Annotated in this window: 15 protein-coding genes; 12 read left to right on the plus strand and 3 right to left on the minus strand. The window is 59.3% G+C overall.

Annotated features, from left to right (window positions below):
• Nucleotides 1–86: 86 nt before the first annotated feature.
• Nucleotides 87–965 (minus strand): acyl-CoA dehydrogenase, encoded by an 879-nt coding sequence (locus ACSFE6_RS26265; RefSeq protein WP_435430320.1) that lies wholly within the window; start codon nt 963–965, stop codon nt 87–89.
• A 155-nt stretch (nt 966–1,120) separates the two neighbouring features.
• On the opposite strand from ACSFE6_RS26265, the gene olsB reads away from it, so the two are divergent.
• Nucleotides 1,121–1,876 carry an L-ornithine N(alpha)-acyltransferase gene (gene olsB, locus ACSFE6_RS26270; RefSeq protein WP_435430321.1) on the plus strand — a complete coding sequence of 252 codons (756 nt, stop codon included), beginning with the start codon at nt 1,121–1,123 and terminating at the stop codon, nt 1,874–1,876.
• Complete coding sequence (locus tag ACSFE6_RS26275) at nt 1,876–2,667, plus strand: lysophospholipid acyltransferase family protein (protein WP_435430322.1); 792 nt, start codon at nt 1,876–1,878, stop codon at nt 2,665–2,667. The genes olsB and ACSFE6_RS26275 overlap by 1 nt, the downstream gene beginning before the upstream one ends.
• A 105-nt stretch (nt 2,668–2,772) precedes the next feature.
• Here ACSFE6_RS26275 and ACSFE6_RS26280 read toward each other — a convergent pair whose 3' ends face one another.
• Nucleotides 2,773–3,351 (minus strand): ACP phosphodiesterase, encoded by a 579-nt coding sequence (locus ACSFE6_RS26280; protein ID WP_435430323.1) that lies wholly within the window; start codon nt 3,349–3,351, stop codon nt 2,773–2,775.
• Between the two features lie 171 nt (nt 3,352–3,522).
• Here ACSFE6_RS26280 and ACSFE6_RS26285 point away from each other — a divergent pair, with 171 nt between their 5' ends.
• From ACSFE6_RS26285 to ACSFE6_RS26315, 7 genes are all read left to right on the plus strand, one after another.
• Nucleotides 3,523–3,825: an ArsR/SmtB family transcription factor gene (locus tag ACSFE6_RS26285; RefSeq protein WP_175392598.1), complete on the plus strand. Its 303-nt coding sequence runs from the start codon at nt 3,523–3,525 to the stop codon at nt 3,823–3,825.
• Between the two features lie 34 nt (nt 3,826–3,859).
• On the plus strand, nt 3,860–5,026 hold the full coding sequence (locus ACSFE6_RS26290; RefSeq protein WP_435430324.1) for an MFS transporter: 1,167 nt from the start codon (nt 3,860–3,862) through the stop codon (nt 5,024–5,026).
• A 21-nt stretch (nt 5,027–5,047) separates the two neighbouring features.
• Nucleotides 5,048–6,097 carry an alkene reductase gene (locus ACSFE6_RS26295; RefSeq protein WP_435430325.1) on the plus strand — a complete coding sequence of 350 codons (1,050 nt, stop codon included), beginning with the start codon at nt 5,048–5,050 and terminating at the stop codon, nt 6,095–6,097.
• Between the two features lie 192 nt (nt 6,098–6,289).
• Nucleotides 6,290–9,634, plus strand: coding sequence for a type I restriction-modification system endonuclease (gene hsdR / locus ACSFE6_RS26300; RefSeq protein WP_435430326.1), 3,345 nt, complete (start codon nt 6,290–6,292; stop codon nt 9,632–9,634).
• A gap of 77 nt (nt 9,635–9,711) precedes the next feature.
• A complete protein-coding gene (locus tag ACSFE6_RS26305) occupies nt 9,712–11,244 on the plus strand; it encodes an N-6 DNA methylase (RefSeq protein WP_435430327.1) in 1,533 nt (510 codons plus the stop codon).
• Complete coding sequence (locus tag ACSFE6_RS26310) at nt 11,237–12,625, plus strand: restriction endonuclease subunit S (RefSeq protein ID WP_435430328.1); 1,389 nt, start codon at nt 11,237–11,239, stop codon at nt 12,623–12,625. Before ACSFE6_RS26305 ends, ACSFE6_RS26310 begins: the two co-directional genes overlap by 8 nt.
• Nucleotides 12,626–13,085: 460 nt before the next feature.
• Entirely contained in the window at nt 13,086–13,382 is a 297-nt protein-coding gene (locus ACSFE6_RS26315) for a DUF3077 domain-containing protein (RefSeq protein WP_435430329.1), read from the plus strand.
• 703 nt (nt 13,383–14,085) lie between these two features.
• Here ACSFE6_RS26315 and emhR read toward each other — a convergent pair.
• Nucleotides 14,086–14,718, minus strand: a complete 633-nt coding sequence (gene emhR, locus ACSFE6_RS26320; protein ID WP_435430330.1) for an efflux system transcriptional repressor EmhR — start codon at nt 14,716–14,718, stop codon at nt 14,086–14,088.
• A 267-nt stretch (nt 14,719–14,985) separates the two neighbouring features.
• Between emhR and ACSFE6_RS26325 the strand changes: the two genes are divergently transcribed.
• The 3 genes from ACSFE6_RS26325 to emhC are packed head-to-tail and all read left to right on the plus strand — an operon-like array spanning nt 14,986 to nt 20,768.
• Nucleotides 14,986–16,143, plus strand: a complete 1,158-nt coding sequence (locus tag ACSFE6_RS26325; RefSeq protein WP_435430331.1) for an efflux RND transporter periplasmic adaptor subunit — start codon at nt 14,986–14,988, stop codon at nt 16,141–16,143.
• A gap of 3 nt (nt 16,144–16,146) precedes the next feature.
• The gene (gene emhB / locus ACSFE6_RS26330) at nt 16,147–19,308 is read left to right on the plus strand and encodes an efflux RND transporter permease subunit EmhB (RefSeq protein ID WP_435430332.1); all 3,162 of its coding nucleotides are present in this window, start codon (nt 16,147–16,149) and stop codon (nt 19,306–19,308) included.
• Entirely contained in the window at nt 19,308–20,768 is a 1,461-nt protein-coding gene (emhC, locus tag ACSFE6_RS26335) for an efflux RND transporter outer membrane subunit EmhC (RefSeq protein WP_435430333.1), read from the plus strand. The genes emhB and emhC overlap by 1 nt, the downstream gene beginning before the upstream one ends.
• The last annotated feature ends 149 nt before the right edge of the window (nt 20,769–20,917 follow it).

The raw sequence follows: 20,917 nt of genomic DNA on the forward strand, positions 1-20,917 counted from the left end.
AGGAAGCTTTTTTTTTGAAGTGGTTCCCTCCCCTCAGGGGGGAGTCCGTGCCTTGGGGGGAGAGCCTTTCCCCGCGAAGACGGCCTTCAATACGCCGCCAGTGCCTTGGCCAACCGCTTGCCCCGAGCCCCCGCCGCCAGATCCATCACCGCTTGATCGCGCTGCCACATCGCCGCCCACTGCGGCGGGCCATCGGCCAACGCTTGGTTAATCTCACCCTTGAGCCCTTCGAACTGCGCAAACAACCCGCCCAACAACACATGCCCGGCCGGACTACTCGGAGGCTGCCGGCAGACTTCCGCGCAACCGGCCAGCAACGCCAGCAAGCGCAGTTGCAGGTTTTGCGGCCAGTCACTGTCCTGACCGACGCCATACAGCCAAGCGGTCATCGCGCTGAGCACATAGATGTCTTCCAGGGTCCGGAACGGTTTGACATAGGCGTCCCAACCATCCCCCGCCAGCAATTCGCACAACGCGTTATCCAGAAACAACCGGCCATGACTGATGTCCGGCATCAACGGGATCGCCGGGAGTTTTTCCACCCGCACACCCGGTTCATCGGGGTAGACCACCGCCAGGCTCAAACGCGGATCGTCGCCGGGTTGCTCGCTGCGGGCGGCGATCAGTAGCCAGTCCGCCGCATCGCCGGCGGTGACGAAATCCTTGCGTCCGCTCAAGCGCAAACCGGTCAGACGGGTCTGCATGTCGGCCGGTCGCAAGCTGCGTTGCTCGGTCGCGCACAACGCGCCAAGGCTCAACGGCGCGCTCGGCCAGAGCATGCGCAACGCCGCCTGATAGCCCACCAGAAACGCCAGACCCGGTGTCGCCATCAGGCGTCCACCGGCCACGGCCAGCTCGAATGGAGTGACGTTGCCCAACAACTGCAACAGCGTCACGAACCCCTCACCCAGATCCGGGTTGGCGGGCAAGCGGTCGCGACGATTCAACAGGGTTTGCCAGGGCATAAGAGGCTCCTTGTGGGCTGTCATATAAGCATCACCAAAGCTTAATGGCGATGACACCGGGGCTACATAGCCTGACTTTGCACAACACGGCTAGACAAAGAAAGTCGATTCGCTGTAGCCCAAAGACGGGTGAGCAGCCCGCACGGAGATTCGCCATGACTCAGATCGCCCGCATCAGCGACACCGGCAACGAACGCCGCCTGCAAGCCGAACGTCTTGTCGGGGCCGAGGCTCTGCAAGAAGCACAGGCCCTGCGATTCAACGTATTCAGCGGCGAATTCAACGCCAAACTGAAGGGCGCGGAGCTGGGTCTGGACATGGATGACTACGACATTCACTGCTTCCACATCGGCGTGCGCGACCTGAATACCGGGCGCCTGGTGGCTACCACCCGCCTGCTCGACCACACGGCTGCCAGCAGCCTGGGCAAGTTCTACAGCGAAGAAGAATTCAGCCTGCATGGCCTGGTTCACCTGCAAGGCCCCATCCTGGAAATCGGCCGCACCTGCGTCGACCCGGCCTACCGCAACGGCGGCACTATCGCTGTGCTCTGGGGCGAATTGGCGGAAGTGCTGAACCAGGGCGGATACAGCTACTTGATGGGCTGCGCCAGCATTCCGATGCAAGACGGCGGTATTCAGGCCCACGCCATCATGCAGCGCCTGCGCGAGCGTTACCTGTGCACAGAACACCTGCGCGCCGAGCCGAAAAAACCGTTGCCCGCGTTGGACATCCCTTCCAACGTGATCGCCGAAATGCCACCGCTACTCAAGGCCTACATGCGCCTGGGCGCGAAGATCTGTGGCGAGCCGTGCTGGGACGAAGACTTCCAGGTGGCCGACGTGTTCATCCTGCTCAAGCGCGACGAGCTGTGCCCGCGTTACGCCAAACACTTCAAGGCGGCGGTGTGATGCGTCGGTTGCGCGTTTACGCGCGAATCGCCCGGGTGCTGCTGGTGGTGGTGTTGGGCCTGTGCATGGCCAGCGTGTTCGGCGTGTTCGAACGATTGGGCCTGGCCCATTCGATGGTGCGTCGCCAGCGCTGGTCGCGTTTTTTCATGGCACGGCTGAGCAATGCCCTGCCCTTCGACGTGACCGTGCACGGTGAACTGCCGAAGACGCCGATGCTCTGGGTCAGCAACCACGTGTCCTGGACCGACATCCCGCTGCTGGGGATGCTCACCCCGTTGTCGTTCCTGTCCAAGGCTGAAGTGCGCACCTGGCCGGTGGCGGGCTGGTTGGCGGCAAAGGCCGGCAGCCTGTTTATCCGTCGCGGTTCGGGCGACAGCCAATTGATCCGCAAACAAATGACCCGCCACTTGCAACAGGAACATCCGTTGCTGATGTTCCCCGAAGGCACCACCACCGATGGACGCTCGCTGCGCACCTTTCATGGTCGCCTGCTGTCGGCGGCGATCGATTCCGAAGTGAAACTGCAACCGGTGGCGATTCGTTATGTGCGTGACGGCGAGCCTTGCGCGCTGGCGCCGTTCATTGGCGACGACGATTTGCTGTCGCACCTGATGCGGTTGTTCGCCAATGACCGTGGCGGTGTGGAAATCCACTTGCTCAAGCCGATCCCGTGCGAAGGCCGGGAGCGCGCGGCACTGGCGTTCGAAGCGCAGCAGGCGGTGCAGAAAGCGTTGTTTGGTGCGATTCCGGAAACTCAGCGAGCGCCGATGCGTCCCGCGATTGCAGCTTAAACAAAGAACCTGTGGGAGCGGGCTTGCCCGCGATGAGGCCGGATCATCCAGCATCTATGTTGGCTGGACCACCGCCATCGCGGGCAAGCCCGCTCCCACAGTGATTTACGGTGTTGGATGGTTCTGGGCAAAGTCCTGAAGCTGCGGATAGAACAACCGGAAATCCTCGCTCAACGGCTCGTACAACGCCCGCAATTCCTGCATCGCCGCCGCCAGCTCTTCGGGCCGGGTCAAGCGCCGTGAAATCCCCCGCAGCACCTGCTCCAGCACTTCGAAATCGCGGTAAGACCCCAACCAGTCATTGGCCACCATGTGCGGTGCGATCCTCGCCAGACGCTCTGGCAATTGCGGCTGACTGGACAGCACTCGGTACACGTCCGAAGTGAACAGCTCCAATGGCCGGTCCGCATACAACGTCCAGTCCCGCGCCAGACAGTGGTCAAAAAACACGTCAAGGACGATCCCCGCGTAGCGCCGGCGGGTCAGGGAAAAACGCGACAACGAGGCATCCACCAGCGGATGGCGGTCGGTGAACACGTCGATGCTGCGATGCAGCTGGATGGCCGTTTCGATCTCCGGATCAAACTGCCCCTGCAGTCGTCCCTTGACGAAATCGCCATACAGACTGCCGAGCAATTGACCGGGGCGCTGGCCACCGAGGTGAAGATGTGCGAGATAGTTCATGGGCGCAGCTTAGCACTGCCCCTTGGCATAGTTACACCTAACGTATCGTTATAACCCGATATACCGATTTATTCGATCATCAGACCAAAATCATATTGGTATATCGCGAAATACCGATTTAAAGTTCGCTTCATCGCGATATAGCGTTTTACACATCACGAGCCCCCGATCATGAACCTTGACCTCGACGAAATTATAAAAGCCCTGGCGCACCCGGTACGGCGAGACATCCTGCACTGGCTGAAAGACCCGACCGTCGAATTCCCCGATCAGTCTCACAGCAACGAGCACGGCGTTTGCGCCGGGCAGATCGATCAACGTTGCGGCCTGTCGCAGTCCACGGTGTCCGCACACCTGGCGACCCTGCAGCGCGCCGGCCTGATCAGCAGCCGCAAAGTCGGCCAATGGCACTTTTTCAAACGCAATGAGGAAACCATTCAGGAGTTCCTCCGCATCTTCAGTAAAGAGCTCTGACCCTTAACGTCAGCCAGCCAAAAGGAATAAAACGATGCCCCTCTCGCTACTCATACTGGCCTTAAGCGCCTTCGCCATCGGCACCACCGAATTCGTCATCATGGGCTTGCTGCCCAACGTGGCGGCCGATCTCGGTGTGTCGATCCCCGGCGCCGGCTGGCTGGTGACCGGTTACGCCCTGGGTGTAGCCATCGGTGCGCCGTTCATGGCACTGGCCACCGCCAGACTGCCGCGCAAGGCCGCCCTGGTAGCGTTGATGGGCATCTTCATTGTCGGCAACCTGCTCTGTGCGGTGGCCAGTGACTACAACGTGCTGATGTTCGCCCGTGTGGTCACCGCCCTCTGCCACGGTGCCTTCTTCGGTATCGGTTCGGTGGTGGCGGCTGGCCTGGTGCCCGCCAACAAACGCGCTTCCGCCGTGGCCCTGATGTTCACCGGCCTGACCCTGGCCAACGTCCTCGGCGTGCCGCTGGGCACTGCGCTCGGCCAGCAAGCCGGCTGGCGCTCGACCTTCTGGGCAGTAACCGTGATTGGTGTAATCGCGCTGATTGGCCTGATTCGCTTCCTGCCGGCCAAGCGCGATGAAGAAAAACTCGACATGCGCGCCGAACTGCGCGCCCTCAAGGGTGCCGGTATCTGGCTGTCCCTGAGCATGACCGCGATGTTCGCCGCCTCGGTGTTCACCCTGTTCACCTACGTCGCGCCGCTGTTGGGCGATGTCACCGGCGTCTCCCCTCGCGGCGTGACCTGGACCCTGATGCTCATCGGCCTGGGCCTGACCGTCGGCAACATCATCGGCGGCAAGCTGGCTGACAAAGGCCTGGCGGCGACGCTGATCGGCGTCTTCATCGCAATGGCCGTGGTATCCACCGTGCTGACCTGGACCAGCGTCGCGCTGATCCCGACTGAAATCACCCTATTCCTCTGGGCCACCGCGTGTTTCGCCGCCGTGCCGGCTCTGCAAGTCAACGTGGTGACCTACGGCAAGGCTGCACCGAACCTGGTCTCGACCCTGAACATCGGCGCCTTCAACGTCGGCAACGCCCTGGGCGCCTGGGTCGGCGGCAGTGTCATCGCCCACGGCTTCGGCCTGACCAGCGTGCCACTCGCGGCCGCCGCACTGGCGGTATTCGCCCTGGTCCTGACCCTGATCACTTTCCGTCAGAGCGGTAACCCCGAACTGGCTCCTGCTACCAACTGATACCTCACGAGGGTTGTATTAATGACGACGATTTTCGATCCGATCAAACTGGGCGACCTCGAGCTGTCCAACCGCATCATCATGGCTCCCCTGACCCGCTGCCGCGCCGACGAAGGTCGCGTACCGAATGCGCTAATGGCCGAGTACTACGTTCAACGCGCTTCGGCGGGCCTGATCCTCAGCGAAGCCACTTCGGTGACCCCGATGGGCGTCGGCTACCCGGACACCCCGGGCATCTGGTCCAACGACCAGGTGCGTGGCTGGACCAACGTCACCAAGGCGATCCACGGCGCGGGCGGCAAGATCTTCCTGCAACTGTGGCATGTTGGCCGTGTCTCCCATGAGTCGTACCTGAACGGCGAAAAACCGGTCGCACCGAGCGCCATCCAACCTAAAGGTCACGTCAGCCTGGTTCGTCCACTGGCCGACTACCCGACCCCACGCGCCCTGGAAACCGCTGAAATCGCCGACATCGTCGACGCCTACCGCGTCGGCGCGGAAAACGCCAAGGCCGCCGGTTTCGACGGCGTGGAAATCCACGGCGCCAACGGCTACCTGCTCGACCAGTTCCTGCAAAGCAGCACCAACCAGCGCACCGACCAATACGGCGGCTCCGTGGAAAACCGTGCTCGCCTGCTGCTGGAAGTGACCGACGCCGCCATCGAAGTCTGGGGCGCCGGCCGTGTCGGCGTGCACTTGGCACCACGTGCCGACTCCCACGATATGGGCGACGACAACCTGGCCGAAACCTTCACCTACGTCGCCCGCGAACTGGGCAAGCGCGGTATCGCCTTCATCTGCTCCCGCGAAAAAGAAGGCGCCGACAGCCTCGGCCCGCAAATCAAGGAAGCCTTCGGCGGCCCGTACATCGTCAACGAACGCTTCACCAAGGACAGCGCCAACGCCTGGCTGGCGGCTGGCAAGGCTGATGCGGTGGCGTTTGGTATTCCGTTCATTGCCAACCCGGACTTGCCGGCGCGTTTGAAAGCGGATGCACCGCTGAACGAGGCGCACCCGGAAACCTTCTATGGCAAAGGACCCGTCGGCTACATCGACTATCCGACGCTGTAATCGTTAGCAGTTGAAATGCGAAAGCCCCGGACTCGTGAGAGCCGGGGCTTTTTTGTTGATGCTTGTCTGTCGTCTCTCCCGCACTACGTCCCCTCCCCGTCTAAAAGATGGCAATTCAACATCTCACGCGTGCTCCCTTACCTGCATTAGGTTATGTTTGCCCTCTGTCATGTAGGCAATCAGGTAAAGGTGATGAAGGACCATTCCTCAAATTTCTCTCATCTGTCGCAGTTGAGCGGTGAACTGGCAAAAATCGGGTACCGCGCGGAGCAGTATCTAAAGGATGATCCGAACACAAGCCTGCTCAAGTCTCGTCAGTTCGCGGAGCTGCTGACCCAGGAAACGGCAGCCAGATTGGGCCGCTTCAAGCTGGATGCTCTACAGACGCAGTCACAGCTGATCCAGATGCTCAGCCGGGACGGCATCATCTCCGCCGAGATCCAAAACGCCTTGCATGCCGTGCGCAAAATGGGCAACGAAGCCAACCATCAGTTTGCCGATGATCTTCGTGGCGCCCTCCAGGCTCTGAAAATCAACAATCAACTGGGGTTGTGGTTCCAGCGCACCTTTGGCAACCCCCTGCTCAAGGCCGGCGGATTCATCATTCCAGAAATACCGCCGACGATTCCCGACGATGTCCAGCAAGAACTGGAAAGCCTGCGCAAGCTCAAGGCAGATGCTGACAACGAGCTTGCGAAAGTCCTCACCCAAGCCGAAGAAGTCGCTCTACGGGCCCAATCCCTGGAAGAGGAAGCACGGCTTTGGCAGTCCCTGGCGACCGAAGAAGAAGCCAGCAAGCAGCAATTGCAAGCCAAGCTTGAAGAGCTGCAACGCCACGGCCTCAATGACAGCCAACAAAAAACCTACATGCAACGCGCCGCAGGCGCCGCCAAACAAGTGGTGTTGGACGAGTCGGCCACCCGAGTGCTTATCGATGCTCAGCTGTCAGCGGTGGGCTGGGAAGTCGACACGGTTCAGATTCGCTACAGCAAGGGCGCACGACCAGAACCTGGCCGCTACAAGGCAATTGCTGAATGGCCAACGGCCAATGGTCCGGCGGACTATGCGCTGTTCCACGGGATGGAATTGGTGGCGGTGGTGGAAGCCAAGCGCAAAAACAAGAACGTGTCAGCCGCCATCGATCAGGCCAAGCGCTACGCCAGTGGCATTCAGCCTGATGCGTTCAATCTGGCGGGTGGCCCATGGGGCAAATACAACGCTCCCTTTGTCTTTTCCAGCAACGGCCGTCCTTACCTGAAACAGGTCGAGACGCTATCAGGCATCTGGTTCAATGATCTGCGCCTGCCCACCAACCTTCGTCGTGCCTTGGACGGTTGGTACAGCCCTTCAGGATTGAAGGAGCTGCTCAGACAAGACATTCCCAAGGCCCAGGCAGAACTCGAAGCCATGCCGTTCGAATTCGGTTTCGACCTGCGTGACTACCAACGCAAGGCGATCGAGGCGGTCGAAAAAAGCCTGCGCGACGGCAAGCGAGAATGCCTGCTGGCCATGGCTACAGGCACCGGCAAGACTAAAACTTGCATCGCATTGCTCTACCGCCTGCTCAAGACTCGACGTTTCCGCCGCGTGCTGTTCCTTGTCGACCGAACCTCGCTCGGCGAGCAGGCCGGCAACAGCTTCAAAGATACGCGGGTGCAAACCCTGCAAACCTTCGCCGACGCGTTTGGCATCGCGGACATCGACAAGCCCGCCGCGCAAGCGGAAACCTCCGTGCATATTGCGACGGTACAAGGCATGTCCGCCCGCCTGCTCGGCAATGAGCCCGATAAAGCACCCGCCGTCGACGACTATGACTGCATCATCATCGATGAATGCCACCGTGGGTATTTGCTGGATCGAGAGCTGTCCGATACTGAATTCAGCTTCCGCGATCAGGATGACTACATCTCCAAATACCGTAAGGTCATCGAACACTTCGATGCCGTGCGCATTGGCATGACTGCAACGCCCGCCCTGCATACCACGCAAATTTTCGGGGAGCCGGTGTACTTCTACAGCTACCGCGAAGCCGTTCTCGATGGCGTGCTGATCGATTACGACCCGCCAGTGGTCATCGAGACCCAGCTGTATCAGGATGGCATTCACTGGAACGCAGGCGATCAGGTGGACGTTTACCGACCCGACAGCCAAGACATCGTGTCCTTCAACACGCCCGATGAACTCTCGTTCGATATCAGCGACTTCAACCGCAACGTCATTACCTCGCCCTTCAACAAGGCGATCTGCGAAGAGCTGGTCAAGCACATCAACCCGTTCGGCCCTGATAAAACGGTCATTTTCTGCGTCACCGATGCCCACGCGGACATGGTCGTCGATCTGCTCAAAAAGGCCATGCAACAACGATATCCCGGCAAAATCAACGATGATCAGGTACGCAAAATCACCGGCGCATCCGACCAGCCGCTGCAACAGATCCGCAACTTCCGGACCGAGCGACTGCCGGCCATCGCCGTGACCGTAGACCTGCTGACGACAGGCATCGACGTACCCGCCATCTGCAACCTGGTGTTTTTGCGCAAGGTCAATAGCCGCATCCTCTTCGAGCAGATGCTCGGCCGCGCCACGCGCCGCTGCGATGACCTCGACAAGGAAGCGTTCAAGATCTTCGATGCGGTGGGCACCTACCAAGACATGCTGCAAAACACCACGATGCGACCGGTCGTCGTCAACCCGAACATCAGCTTCACTCAGCTGGGTCGCGAAATGGTCGAGCAACAGGACGAGGCTGCCCGCCAGCTGATTCGCGACCAGTTCATTGCCAAGCTGCAGCGCAAGGCTCGTCATCTGGACGATCGTCAACGCGCGACCGTACAGGCCGAAACCGGTATGCCCCCCGAAGAGCTGGCGACCTTCCTCAAGGAAAAATCACTGCCTGAAATGGCGCAATGGTTTGGCCAGAACACATGGATTGGCGAGCTGCTGGATGCCAAGTCGCAGAGCCCCAAAGCGCATATTCCCATCGCACCGCAGGATGACAAGGTGGTGAGCGTTGCGCCGTTCTACGGCAAGCCCGAGGACTATCTGGAAAGTTTCTCCGCGTACCTCAAACAGCACAGCAACGAGATCCCCGCCCTGCTGGCCGTGTTACAGCGGCCACGTGAGCTGACCCGGGCGGATCTGCTGAAAGTCGCTGCGATACTCGATAACGCCGGTTTCAACGAGCGAGCGCTGACCACCGCCTGGACTCAACGTACCGACGAGGCGATTGCAGCTGGTATCATTGGCTTCATTCGTCAAGCAGCGCTCGGCGACCCGCTCCTGCCATTCGAGCGCCGCGTGGACATGGCCATCAACCGTATCCGCCAGAAGCACTCCGAGTTCACGCCGCTGCAACTGGAGTGGCTGAACAAACTGGGACGACAGCTTAAACAAAACGATGTGCTCGACCGCGACGTCATCGATAATGGCCCACTGCGCAGCCAAGGTGGCTTCGGGCGCATCGACGGTTTCTTCGATGGCAAATTGCAAAGTTTGATCGAAGAGCTCAACGAAGCGGTCTGGGCCAAGCAAGCCTGACCATGACATTCCCGCGCGCCCAACGGCGCGCGGCCGTTTTTTGCCCTTGAATCAGGGCAACCGATCCAGAGAACCTCATGAAACCCGTAACCCAAGATATCGTCCAGAAACTCTGGAACCTTTGCCACGTCCTGCGCAGCGACGGCGTTACTTACCACCAGTACGTGACCGAGCTCACTTACCTGCTGTTCCTGAAAATGGCCAAAGAGATCGGCCGCGAAGACCAACTTCCCGAAGATTACCGCTGGGAAAACCTGGAGTACGCGGCGGCACGGGCCGACCTCGACTTCTACCGGGCGCAATTGCTGTACCTGGGCAACCATGGCAGCGCAATCACCCGGCAAATCTTCGCCAACGCCACGTCGTTCATCCGCAAGCCCGCGACCCTGACCACACTGGTCAAGGCCATCGATGAACTCAACTGGTACTCGGCACGCCAGGAAGGCCTGGGCGACCTGTATGAAGGCCTGTTGGAAAAGAATGCCGGTGAAACCAAGTCCGGTGCAGGCCAGTACTTCACCCCGCGCCCCTTGATTGACAGCATCATCCGCTGCATCAAACCGCGCCTGTACGAGAGCATTCAAGACCCGGCGGCCGGCACCGGCGGCTTCCTCATCGCGGCCAACCATTATCTTGACGAGCATCACGACCTGGAGTCGCTGACCGTCGAGCAGTTTGCGCGCTACCGCAAGCAGTTCCATGGCATCGAGTTGGTGCCTGATACCCACCGCATGGCACTGATGAACCTGATGCTGCATGACCTGGAGTCCGACGGGTCGAGCGGTGTGCGGTTTGGCGACACCTTGTCGCCGGATGGACAGAGCCTGCCACCGGCTGACCTGATACTCAGTAACCCGCCTTTTGGTACTTCCAGAGGCGGCGGCCTGCCAAGCCGTACCGACTTGCGTTATCCCACCGCCAACAAGCAGTTGGCGTTTCTCCAGCACATCTACCGTGGGCTTAAACCGGGTGGCCGTGCTGCCGTGGTGCTGCCGGACAACGTGCTGTTCGAGGCCGGAGTGGGTACTGACATCCGTCGCGACTTGATGAACAAGTGCAACGTGCACACCATCCTCCGGCTGCCTACCGGGATCTTTTATGCACAGGGCGTGAAAACCAACGTGCTGTTCTTTCAGAAGGGCGCGGTGGACGATGCTCATCAGGATGAGGGTTGTACTCAGCGGGTATGGGTGTACGACTTGCGCAGCAACATGCCGAGTTTTGGTAAACGTACGCCGTTTGGGGCCAGCTATCTCAAATCATTTGAAGACGCTTACGGTGAAGATGCCAATGGCAACAGCCCGCGGGCGGAGAATGTTGAGGGGATTGGTGAGCTGAGCCGTTTCCGGGTGTTTAACCGTGATTACATTGAACAGCGTGGGGATTCGCTGGATATCACATGGCTGAAGGATTCTGACAGTCTGGATGCCAATGACTTGCCCGCGCCGGAAGTGCTGGCGGGTGAGGCGATGGCTGAGCTGACTGAGGCGTTGCATGAGTTGGAAGAGTTGATGAAGGCGTTGGGCGCCGAGGATGAAGTTGCGGCGCAGAAGCAGTTGATGGCGGAAGTGATGGGGTTGGTGGTGGCTCAGGAGAATGGGGATGAGTGAGTTGCCGAATGGCTGGGCCGATTGCTTGCTCGAAGACTTACTAGGACAGTTAGAGAATGGAAAAGTCCTACAGCAGGGTTGGAGCCCCCAATGCGACAGTGTTCCTGCCGCTGAAGGCGAATGGGGCGTTCTTAAAACAACGGCGGTGCAAGATGGTTACTTTCTGGAAGCCGAAAATAAAAACCTGCCATCAAAACTAACTCCAAGGCCTGATATTGAAGTTAAAGCTGGTGACTTGCTAATGACCTGTGCAGGTCCTCGCTCAAGATGCGGTGTGATATGCCATGTCGAAAAAACTCGAGAGAAGCTGATATTTTCCGGAAAAATTTATCGTTTCAGACCCAACCAACAATACGTAGCACCTAAGTTTCTAACGTATTTACTTAGAACATCTGAACTGAAAGAGAAAATTGACGGCATAAAAACAGGAATAAGTGATAGCGGCATGAACATGACCCGCGATCGCTTCTTTTCGCTTGAAGTTCAATTAGCACCGCTCAACGAACAACTCCGCATCGCCAAAAAGCTCGATGAAGTGCTCGCCCACGTTGAAACCCTAAAAACCCGTATCCATACCATTCCTCTCCTACTCAAACGTTTTCATCAATCAGTCATCGCGTCGGCTATCTCCGGCCGGCTGACAGGAGACTGGAGGCAAGGTAAGTCAGCCGACTGGATAAGCTTAACGCTAGCAGACGTGATCGAGGGAAAACCAAAAAATGGTTACTCACCAAAGACCGTTGCGCACGAAACTTCAACAAAAACCTTGAGCTTGTCTGCCACTACCGCAGGAGTATTCAAAGGTGAGTTCTTTAAGTACATCGACGAGGAAATTTCACCTGACTCCTACTTATGGTTGAAACCAGGCGACATCTTGATTCAACGGGCAAACACATTGGAATATGTTGGCGTCAGTGTTATATATGACGACGAGCCGATGAAATTCATCTACCCAGATTTAATGATGAAGTGCAGAGCAAAAGATAACATCCTCACAAAATATCTTCATATCTGTCTATCAAGCCACGAAACCCGTAACTATTTTCGTGATAACGCCACGGGCACCTCTGGCAATATGCCGAAAATTAATCAACAAACGGTTATGAGTGTCCCTGTTCTTTTGCCCTCGTTGCAAGAACAAACCGAAATCGTCCGCCGAGTCGAACAACTCTTCGCCTTCGCCGACCAACTCGAAGCCAAAGTCGCCTCGGCTAAAACCCGCATCGACCACCTGACCCAAAGCATCCTGGCCAAAGCTTTCCGCGGTGAACTGGTGCCCCAGGACCCGAACGACGAGCCTGCCAGTGTGCTGCTGGAGCGCATCAAGGCTCAGCGCGACGCAGCGCCCAAGGCAAAACGTGGTCGTAAGGTGTCGGCCTGAGCAGAAGGAGAGTAGCGATCATGGCTATTTCCGATTTTCAGTCAGTCATGGGTTCTGAGTTGGCTGTGGTCGCTGGATTTTCAGGCAGTTTGTTTATGGGTGATGTTTAGTGGCGTTTACTTAAAGTGTCGATGTTTCGGATGACGCTGTAGGGCGTTGTAGGCAAACTCCGAATCTCGTTTTTGGGCTCTTTTTGCCTTGTTGCGCTTTTCTTTGACGGGATAGTCTCCGGACGTCGCTGAACTTTCAGCGATCGGGCTTGGAAACCCGTCAAGTCAAACGTAACAGTCCCATCACAACTGCGGACGCCAGTTCGTCCGCGCCCTTGTGTTATGGCAGCTGTACGTGGGACGTCTTCGGACGTGCCGGTTTCCTTGACTTCCGGTTTTCCAACCTGCGTACAGCTGCCACCATTCGCTTGGAAACGAACGTGGCAGCTCCTCAAGTCAGGAGTTGCACCATGACCAAAACAGATCAGCCCTGCCCCGCAGAGCTAAAGACAGTAGGCTTCACCCCATTCCTATACCTCTCGAATCAACCCCTGTTCCACGTCTGCCGCGACGTCCCCATCGCCGACGCCTTGGCCCAAGCCTCCAACCTGTTGTTCCTCGCCAAAGAGCTCGCTATGGATGCCGCCTATGCCAAAGACACCGACCGCCATGCCTGGGCCGCGCATTACCTGACGGCGATGAGTAAAGCGGTGATTGATGATGTGGTGAAGGTGTTGGAGCGAGGTGGTGAGCGCAAGCGCAAGTAAGTTGCGCTACGGCGATACCTCATGAACTTGAAAGCCCCGGACTCAAAAGAGCCGGGGCTTATTGGCAATGGAGGTAGCGCGGCTTCTGTGGGAGCGAGCCTGCTCGCGAAAAACCCGAGGGTGTCGCGGGGTATCTGGTTATACGCGTTATCGTTCACGACCTTCGCGAGCAGGCTTGCTCCCACGATGGATTGGGTACTTCTGCGAGAGATTGGTTGGTTGTCAGGCCGTCATCGCTGGCAAGCCAGCTCCCACAGGGAATTGGGTACACCCACCACTCCAGGTCGAGTGTCAGCTCGCCTCGTTTGCTTTTGATTTTGATCCACCCGCCCCATCGGGAGGCTGAGTGGGTGAGTCATACCGGCGAGCGCTTTTGGTTACTTTTAAGGCGTTTGTTAAAAGTGACTCGCCGTAAGGGCGAAACCATAAGCCGCCGTTACCGCAGCAACGGATATGTACGCGGTCAACAAAAGCCAGGTCGACTGTCAGGCCGCCTTCGCGAGCAGGCTCGCTCCCACAAAAGGCCACATTGCTAACCCCGTGCTCAGGATCGACACAAAATCCCTACAAATTACCGAGCGTGCTAACTGTCAACCTGGCATTCGTAAGTATATAAAAGCACCCTTCTGCCACAGGGCCGGTGAAGAACTCTTCATTTACAGCCTCACCGGTTGACCATACGAAGCCGATTACGCATGTTGTTTCACTTACGCAGGCTGGGGCTCAGACGCAGCATATCGATTGCAATATCGACCCAACGCTCGGCCTCGGTGTGCAGCTGGAAACTGTCCGGTGCAAGCAACCATTGGTACAACAGGCCGTCTATATAGGCATGGATGCTGATCGCCGCGCGGACGGTGTCTAGATCTTCCGGCAACTGTCCACGGTTCACAGCGTTACGCAGGGTCAGGCCAATGCGCATGTTGCAGTCGAGACTGGCTTCGCGGCGCTGCTGGCGCAGATCGCACATTTCATCGGTGAACTCGCACTTATGAAACAGAATCTCGTTGATACGCCGGGTCTTGGGGTCCAGCGCAACTTCATGAAACAAATGGATCAGCAATCGGCGCATGCAGCCCAGCGGGTCGAGTTCGTCTTCGCTCTCCGCGGCCTTGGCCAGTTCATCCAGGGGCTCATGCAAGCTGTCGAGCATGGCCTGCACCAAATCGGCCTTGTTGCTGAAGTGCCAGTAAATGGCACCACGGGTGACGCCCGCCAGGGTCGCGATGTCTGCCAGCGTCGTACGAGCCACGCCCCGCTCGAAAAAGGCTTTTTCGGCCGCTTCGAGAATCTGGTTGCGGGTTTCCTGGGCTTCCTCTTTGGTGCGACGGACCATGGCAGTACAACCTCAATCGGGATGCTTCAGCGATGTCTGAATATCAGCTGAATAAAAGCGGGGCGAGCGTTCTTGGGGCTCGTCCCCGGGCCTACAATTCCAACCTTGCGACGGCTTCTGTAACGGCGGGGATACACAGGCAAGGTATTTACAAACAACCGTGAACGTAAGTATATTCCTTAGCAAGCTACTTATCCACCCGGTACTCATTTTTTAACCTTCCATCTTTTCTTGTGCGTTCCCTACGCGCCTGACCCGAGGATTTTCATGCAATTCAAGCCAGCTGTTACCGCTTTGGTCGCCGCCGTCGCCCTTGCTGCACTGCTTAGCGGATGCAAAAAGGAAGAAGCGGCGCCGGCCGCACCACCGCCTCAGGTCGGCGTCGTCACCTTGCAGCCGCAAACGTTTACGTTGACCTCCGAACTGCCGGGCCGCACCAGCGCATTCCGCATTGCCGAAGTACGTCCGCAGGTCAACGGCATCATTCTCAAGCGCCTGTTCAAGGAAGGCGGCGATGTCAAAGCCGGCCAACAGCTGTACCAGATCGATCCGGCCGTTTATGAAGCGACCCTGAAAAGCGCCGAGGCCAACCTGCGTTCGACCAAGTCGATCTCCGACCGCTACCAGCAACTGGTCAACGAGCAGGCCGTGAGCCGTCAGGAGTACGACACCGCCGTGGCCAACCGCCTGCAATCGGAAGCCGCGCTGCAATCGGCCCAGATCAACGTGCGCTACACCAAGGTTTACGCACCGCTGACCGGCCGCATCGGTCGCTCTTCGGTGACCGAAGGCGCATTGGTCAGCAACGGTCAGACCGAAGCGATGGCGGTCATCCAGCAACTCGACCCGATCTACGTCGATGTCACGCAGTCTTCCGTCGAACTGCTGCAATTGCGCCGCGAACTGGAAAGCGGCCGCCTGCAAAAGGCCGGCGACAACACCGCGGCGGTCAAGCTGATGCTCGAGGACGGCAGCCCGTACAAGCAGGAAGGCAAGCTGGAGTTCTCCGAAGTCTCGGTTGACCAGACCACTGGCTCCGTGACCCTGCGCGCCGTGTTCCCGAACCCTGATCACACGCTGCTGCCGGGCATGTTCGTCCACGCCCAATTGAAGGCCGGTGTGAACAGCGCGGCGATTCTGGCCCCGCAGCAAGGCGTGACCCGCGACCTCAAGGGCACCCCGACCGCGCTGGTCGTCGGCCCCGACAACAAGGTCGAACTGCGTCAGCTCAAGGCCAGCCGCACCGTCGGCAACCAATGGCTGATCGAAGACGGCCTGAAGGCCGGCGATCGCCTGATCACCGAAGGGCTGCAATTCGTCAAACCTGGCATCGAAGTCAAGGCCACCGAGGCGACCAACGTTAGCGCGAAGAACCCGACCCCCGCGAAAGCTGCTGCACAGGCTTCCGCAGGCAAAGGGGAGTAAACCATGTCGAAATTCTTTATCGACCGTCCGATTTTCGCCTGGGTAATAGCCCTGGTGATCATGCTGGTCGGGGCACTCTCGATCCTCAAACTGCCGATCAACCAATACCCAAGCATTGCGCCTCCGGCGATCGCCATCTCCGTGACCTACCCGGGCGCTTCCGCGCAGACCGTGCAGGACACTGTGGTCCAGGTAATCGAACAGCAGCTCAACGGTATCGACAACCTGCGTTATGTGTCTTCGGAAAGTAACTCCGACGGCACCATGACCATTACCGCGACCTTCGAGCAAGGCACCAACTCCGATACCGCGCAGGTTCAGGTGCAGAACAAACTGAACCTGGCCACCCCGCTGCTGCCGCAAGAAGTGCAGCAACAGGGTATCCGCGTGACCAAGGCAGTGAAGAACTTCCTGCTGGTGATCGGCGTGGTGTCCCGCGACGGCAGCATGACCAAGGACGACCTGTCCAACTACATCGTGTCCAACATGCAGGACCCGATCTCCCGTACCGCCGGTGTGGGTGACTTCCAGGTGTTCGGTTCCCAGTACGCCATGCGTATCTGGCTCGACCCGGCCAAGCTGAACAACTACAACCTGACCCCGATCGACGTCAAAACCGCCGTCGCCGCACAAAACGTGCAGATCTCGTCCGGCCAGCTCGGCGGCCTGCCCGCCCTGCCCGATACGCAGTTGAACGCGACGATCATCGGCAAGACCCGTCTGCAGACTGCCGAGCAGTTCGACAAGATCCTGCTCAAGGTCAACAAGGACGGTTCCCAGGTTCGCTTGAAGGACGTCGCCAGTGTCGGTCTGGGCGGCGAGAACTACAGCATCAACGCCCAGTTCAACGGCGCACCGGCTTCCGGTCTGGCGGTGAAACTGGCCAACGGTGCCAACGCCCTCGATACCGCCAAGGCCCTGCGCAAGACCATCGACAGCCTCAAGCCGTTCTTCCCGGAAGGGATGGAAGTGGTGTTCCCGTACGACACCACCCCGGTGGTGACCGAATCGATCAAGGGTGTGGTTGAAACCCTGGTCGAAGCGATCGTGCTGGTGTTCCTGGTGATGTTCCTGTTCCTGCAAAACTTCCGCGCCACCGTGATCACCACGATGACCGTGCCGGTGGTATTGCTCGGTACGTTCGGCATCCTCGCGGCAGCCGGTTTCAGCATCAACACCCTGACTATGTTCGGCATGGTGCTGGCCATCGGCTTGTTGGTGGACGACGCCATCGTCGTGGTGGAAAACGTCGAACGGGTGATGAGCGAAGAAGGCCTGTCACCCAAGGAAGCCACCAAGAAATCCATGGGGCAGATCCAGGGTGCACTGGTCGGTATCGCCCTGGTGCTCTCGGCGGTATTGCTGCCGATGGCGTTCTTCAGCGGTTCCACCGGTGTGATCTACAAGCAGTTCTCGATCACCATCGTCTCGGCCATGGCCCTGTCGGTACTGGTTGCACTGATCTTCACCCCGGCGCTGTGCGCCACCATGCTCAAGGCCATTCCGCATGGCGAGCACGGCGCGCCGAAACGCGGTTTCTTCGGCTGGTTCAACCGCAACTTCGACCGTAGCGTACGCAGCTACGAGCGCGGCGTGGGCAACATCCTTTCGCGCAAGGCGCCATACCTGCTGGCGTACATCATCATCGTGGTCGGGATGGCCTGGCTGTTCACCCGCATTCCAACGGCGTTCCTGCCGGAAGAGGACCAGGGCGTACTGTTCGCCCAGGTACAGACCCCGGCCGGTTCGACCTCCCAGCGTACCCAGGTGGTCGTGGATGAAATGCGCGAATACCTGCTGCGTTCGGGCAAGGATGGCGGTGAAGGCGATGCGGTGAACTCGGTGTTTACCGTGACCGGCTTCAACTTTGCCGGCCGTGGCCAGAGCTCGGGTATGGCCTTCATCATGCTCAAGCCTTGGCACGAACGTAACGCCGACAACAGCGTGTTCAAGGTGGTGGCCCGTGCCCAGCAGCACTTCTTCACCTTCCGCGATGCGATGGTGTTCGCCTTCGCGCCACCAGCCGTACTGGAACTGGGTAACGCCACTGGTTTTGACGTGTTCCTGCAAGACCGCGCCGGTATCGGCCACGAAAAACTGATGGAAGCTCGTAACCAGTTCCTCGGCATGGCCGCGCAAAGCAAAGTGTTGTCGCAGGTGCGCCCGAACGGCTTGAACGATGAACCGCAGTTCCAGCTGGAAGTCGATGACGAGAAGGCCAGTGCCCTGGGCGTGACCATCGCCGACATCAACAACACCCTGTCGATTGCCCTGGGCAGTAGCTATGTCAACGACTTCATCGACCGCGGTCGGGTGAAGAAGGTGTACATCCAGGGTCAGCCAGCCTCGCGCATGAGCCCTGAAGACCTGCAAAAGTGGTACGTGCGCAACAGCGCCGGCACCATGGTTCCGTTCTCGGCATTCGCCAAGGGCGAGTGGATCTACGGTTCGCCGAAACTGGCTCGCTACAACGGCGTGGAAGCGATGGAAATCCTCGGTGCCCCGGCGCCGGGCTACTCCACCGGTGAAGCCATGGCCGAGGTCGAGGCCCTGGCCAAGAAACTGCCGGCCGGTGTCGGTATTTCCTGGACCGGCCTGTCCTACGAGGAACGGCTGTCCGGCTCCCAGGCGCCTGCGCTGTACGCCCTGTCGCTGCTGATGGTGTTCCTGTGCCTGGCGGCGCTGTATGAAAGCTGGTCGATTCCGATCGCGGTGATGTTGGTGGTACCGCTGGGGATCATCGGTGCGCTGATGGCCACCAGCCTGCGCGGCCTATCCAACGACGTGTACTTCCAGGTGGGCCTGTTGACGACCATCGGCCTGGCGGCGAAAAACGCCATTCTGATTGTCGAATTTGCCAAGGAACTGCACGAGCAAGGGCGCAGCCTGCGCGATGCGGCGATCGAAGCCTGCCGCATGCGTCTGCGACCGATCATCATGACCTCGCTCGCGTTCGTCCTCGGTGTAGTGCCCCTGGCGATCTCCACGGGCGCAGGTTCGGGCAGCCAGCATGCCATCGGTACCGGTGTGATTGGCGGTATGATCACCGCCACCGTATTGGCGATCTTCTGGGTCCCGCTGTTCTTCGTCACCGTATCGTCCATGGGCCAGCGTAAAGTCGCCGACCAGGACGCTGCCATTGAACCTTCTAAAGAGGCTGGCTAATGAGCAAGTCGCTACTCTCCCTGGCAGTCGCCGCCTTCGTGCTCGGTGGCTGCTCGCTGATACCCGATTATCAGCAGCCGGACGCGCCGGTGGCCGATCAGTACCCGCAGGGCCTGGCGTACTCGCCGGCCCAGGCGCCTGAGCAGGCGGCGGCAGAGCAAGGCTGGAAGCAGTTTTTCCATGATCCGGCGCTGCAACAGCTGATCCAGGTTGCCCTGGAAAACAACCGAGACCTGCGTGTCGCAGCCCTGAACGTCGACGCCTTTGCGGCTCAATACCGCATCTCCCGCGCCGATCTGTTCCCGGCCGTTTCGGCCAATGGCACCGGCAACCGCCAACGCGTTCCGGCCGATGCTTCGCAGACCGGTGAAGCAGGCATCACCAGCTCCTACTCGGCTACCGTCGGCATCAGTGCTTATGAACTCGACCTGTTCGGTCGGATTCGCAGCCTGAACGAAGAAGCCCTGCAGAAGTACTTTGCCACCGAAGAAGGTCGGCGCAGCACCCAGATCAGCCTGGTGGGCGCCGTGGCCAATGCCTACCTGACCTGGCAGGCCGACAAGGAACTGTACAAGCTGACCCAGGACACTCTTGCTGCGTTTGAGGAGAGCTACAAGCTCACTGCCCGCAGCAACGAAGTGGGGGTCGCCTCGGCCCTGGACCTGGCGCAGTCGCGGACCTCGGTGGAAAACGCCCGTGCGCAACTGGCCCGTTACACCCGCCAGGTCGCCCAGGATGAAAACAGCCTGGTGCTGCTGCTCGGCACCGGAATCCCGGCCAACCTGCAAGTGGCCAAGCCGCTCAACGACGATTTGCTGAGCGATGTTCCGCCCGGCCTGCCGTCGGACTTGCTGCAACGTCGTCCGGACATCCTGCAAGCCGAGTACAACCTCAAGGCCGCCAACGCCAACATCGGCGCGGCGCGGGCGGCGTTCTTCCCGAGCATCAGCCTGACCGCTAATGCCGGCACCCTGAGCCCGGACCTGTCCGGTCTGTTCAAGGGCGGTTCAGGCACCTGGCTGTTCCAGCCGCAGATCAACCTGCCGATCTTCAACGCCGGCAGCCTGCGTGCCAGCCTGGACTACTCGAAAATCCAGAAAGACATCGGCGTGGCGAACTACGAGAAGTCCATTCAAACGGCCTTCCAGGAAGTCGCCGATGGCCTGGCCGCCCGCGAGACCTACACCCACCAGTTGCAGGCGCAGCGTGATTTCGTCAGCGCCAACCAGGACTACTACCGCCTGGCCGAGCGTCGCTACCGCATCGGTGTCGACAGCAACCTGACCTTCCTCGATGCCCAGCGTCAGCTGTTCAGTGCCCAACAGGCCCTGATCACCGACCGCCTGGCGCAGCTGGTCAGCGCGGTAAACCTGTACAAGGCACTGGGTGGTGGCTGGAACGAACAGACGGCGAAGAACGAGCCGTTGAAAGAAGAAGCGCCGAAGCTGAAGTTGTTCTGATAGCGCTTTGAAAACACGAAGCCCACCGATTGGTGGGCTTTTTGTTGGCGGCGGGAAAAGTTGTATTGGCCGGTCGGGGGGGGGGGGGGGGGGGGGGGGGGGGGAGGGAAAGGAGGGGGGGGGAGGAAAAAGGATTATGGGGGGGTGGG

Origin of the sequence: Pseudomonas baetica (genome assembly GCF_051216495.1) — a bacterium.
Classification (GTDB): Bacteria; Pseudomonadota; Gammaproteobacteria; order Pseudomonadales; family Pseudomonadaceae; genus Aquipseudomonas; species Aquipseudomonas baetica_B.

Bases quoted from the DNA above. Each gene is read 5' to 3' on its own strand.
- emhR (WP_435430330.1), bottom strand. From the start codon at position 14,718: ATGGTCCGTCGCACCAAAGAGGAAGCCCAGGAAACCCGCAACCAGATT.
- ACSFE6_RS26275 (WP_435430322.1), top strand. From the start codon at position 1,876: ATGCGTCGGTTGCGCGTTTACGCGCGAATCGCCCGGGTGCTGCTGGTG.
- ACSFE6_RS26265 (WP_435430320.1), bottom strand. From the start codon at position 965: ATGCCCTGGCAAACCCTGTTGAATCGTCGCGACCGCTTGCCCGCCAAC.
- ACSFE6_RS26315 (WP_435430329.1), top strand. From the start codon at position 13,086: ATGACCAAAACAGATCAGCCCTGCCCCGCAGAGCTAAAGACAGTAGGC.
- ACSFE6_RS26290 (WP_435430324.1), top strand. From the start codon at position 3,860: ATGCCCCTCTCGCTACTCATACTGGCCTTAAGCGCCTTCGCCATCGGC.
- ACSFE6_RS26325 (WP_435430331.1), top strand. From the start codon at position 14,986: ATGCAATTCAAGCCAGCTGTTACCGCTTTGGTCGCCGCCGTCGCCCTT.
- ACSFE6_RS26310 (WP_435430328.1), top strand. From the start codon at position 11,237: ATGAGTGAGTTGCCGAATGGCTGGGCCGATTGCTTGCTCGAAGACTTA.
- ACSFE6_RS26295 (WP_435430325.1), top strand. From the start codon at position 5,048: ATGACGACGATTTTCGATCCGATCAAACTGGGCGACCTCGAGCTGTCC.
- ACSFE6_RS26280 (WP_435430323.1), bottom strand. From the start codon at position 3,351: ATGAACTATCTCGCACATCTTCACCTCGGTGGCCAGCGCCCCGGTCAA.
- hsdR (WP_435430326.1), top strand. From the start codon at position 6,290: ATGAAGGACCATTCCTCAAATTTCTCTCATCTGTCGCAGTTGAGCGGT.
- emhC (WP_435430333.1), top strand. From the start codon at position 19,308: ATGAGCAAGTCGCTACTCTCCCTGGCAGTCGCCGCCTTCGTGCTCGGT.
- ACSFE6_RS26305 (WP_435430327.1), top strand. From the start codon at position 9,712: ATGAAACCCGTAACCCAAGATATCGTCCAGAAACTCTGGAACCTTTGC.
- olsB (WP_435430321.1), top strand. From the start codon at position 1,121: ATGACTCAGATCGCCCGCATCAGCGACACCGGCAACGAACGCCGCCTG.
- ACSFE6_RS26285 (WP_175392598.1), top strand. From the start codon at position 3,523: ATGAACCTTGACCTCGACGAAATTATAAAAGCCCTGGCGCACCCGGTA.
- emhB (WP_435430332.1), top strand. From the start codon at position 16,147: ATGTCGAAATTCTTTATCGACCGTCCGATTTTCGCCTGGGTAATAGCC.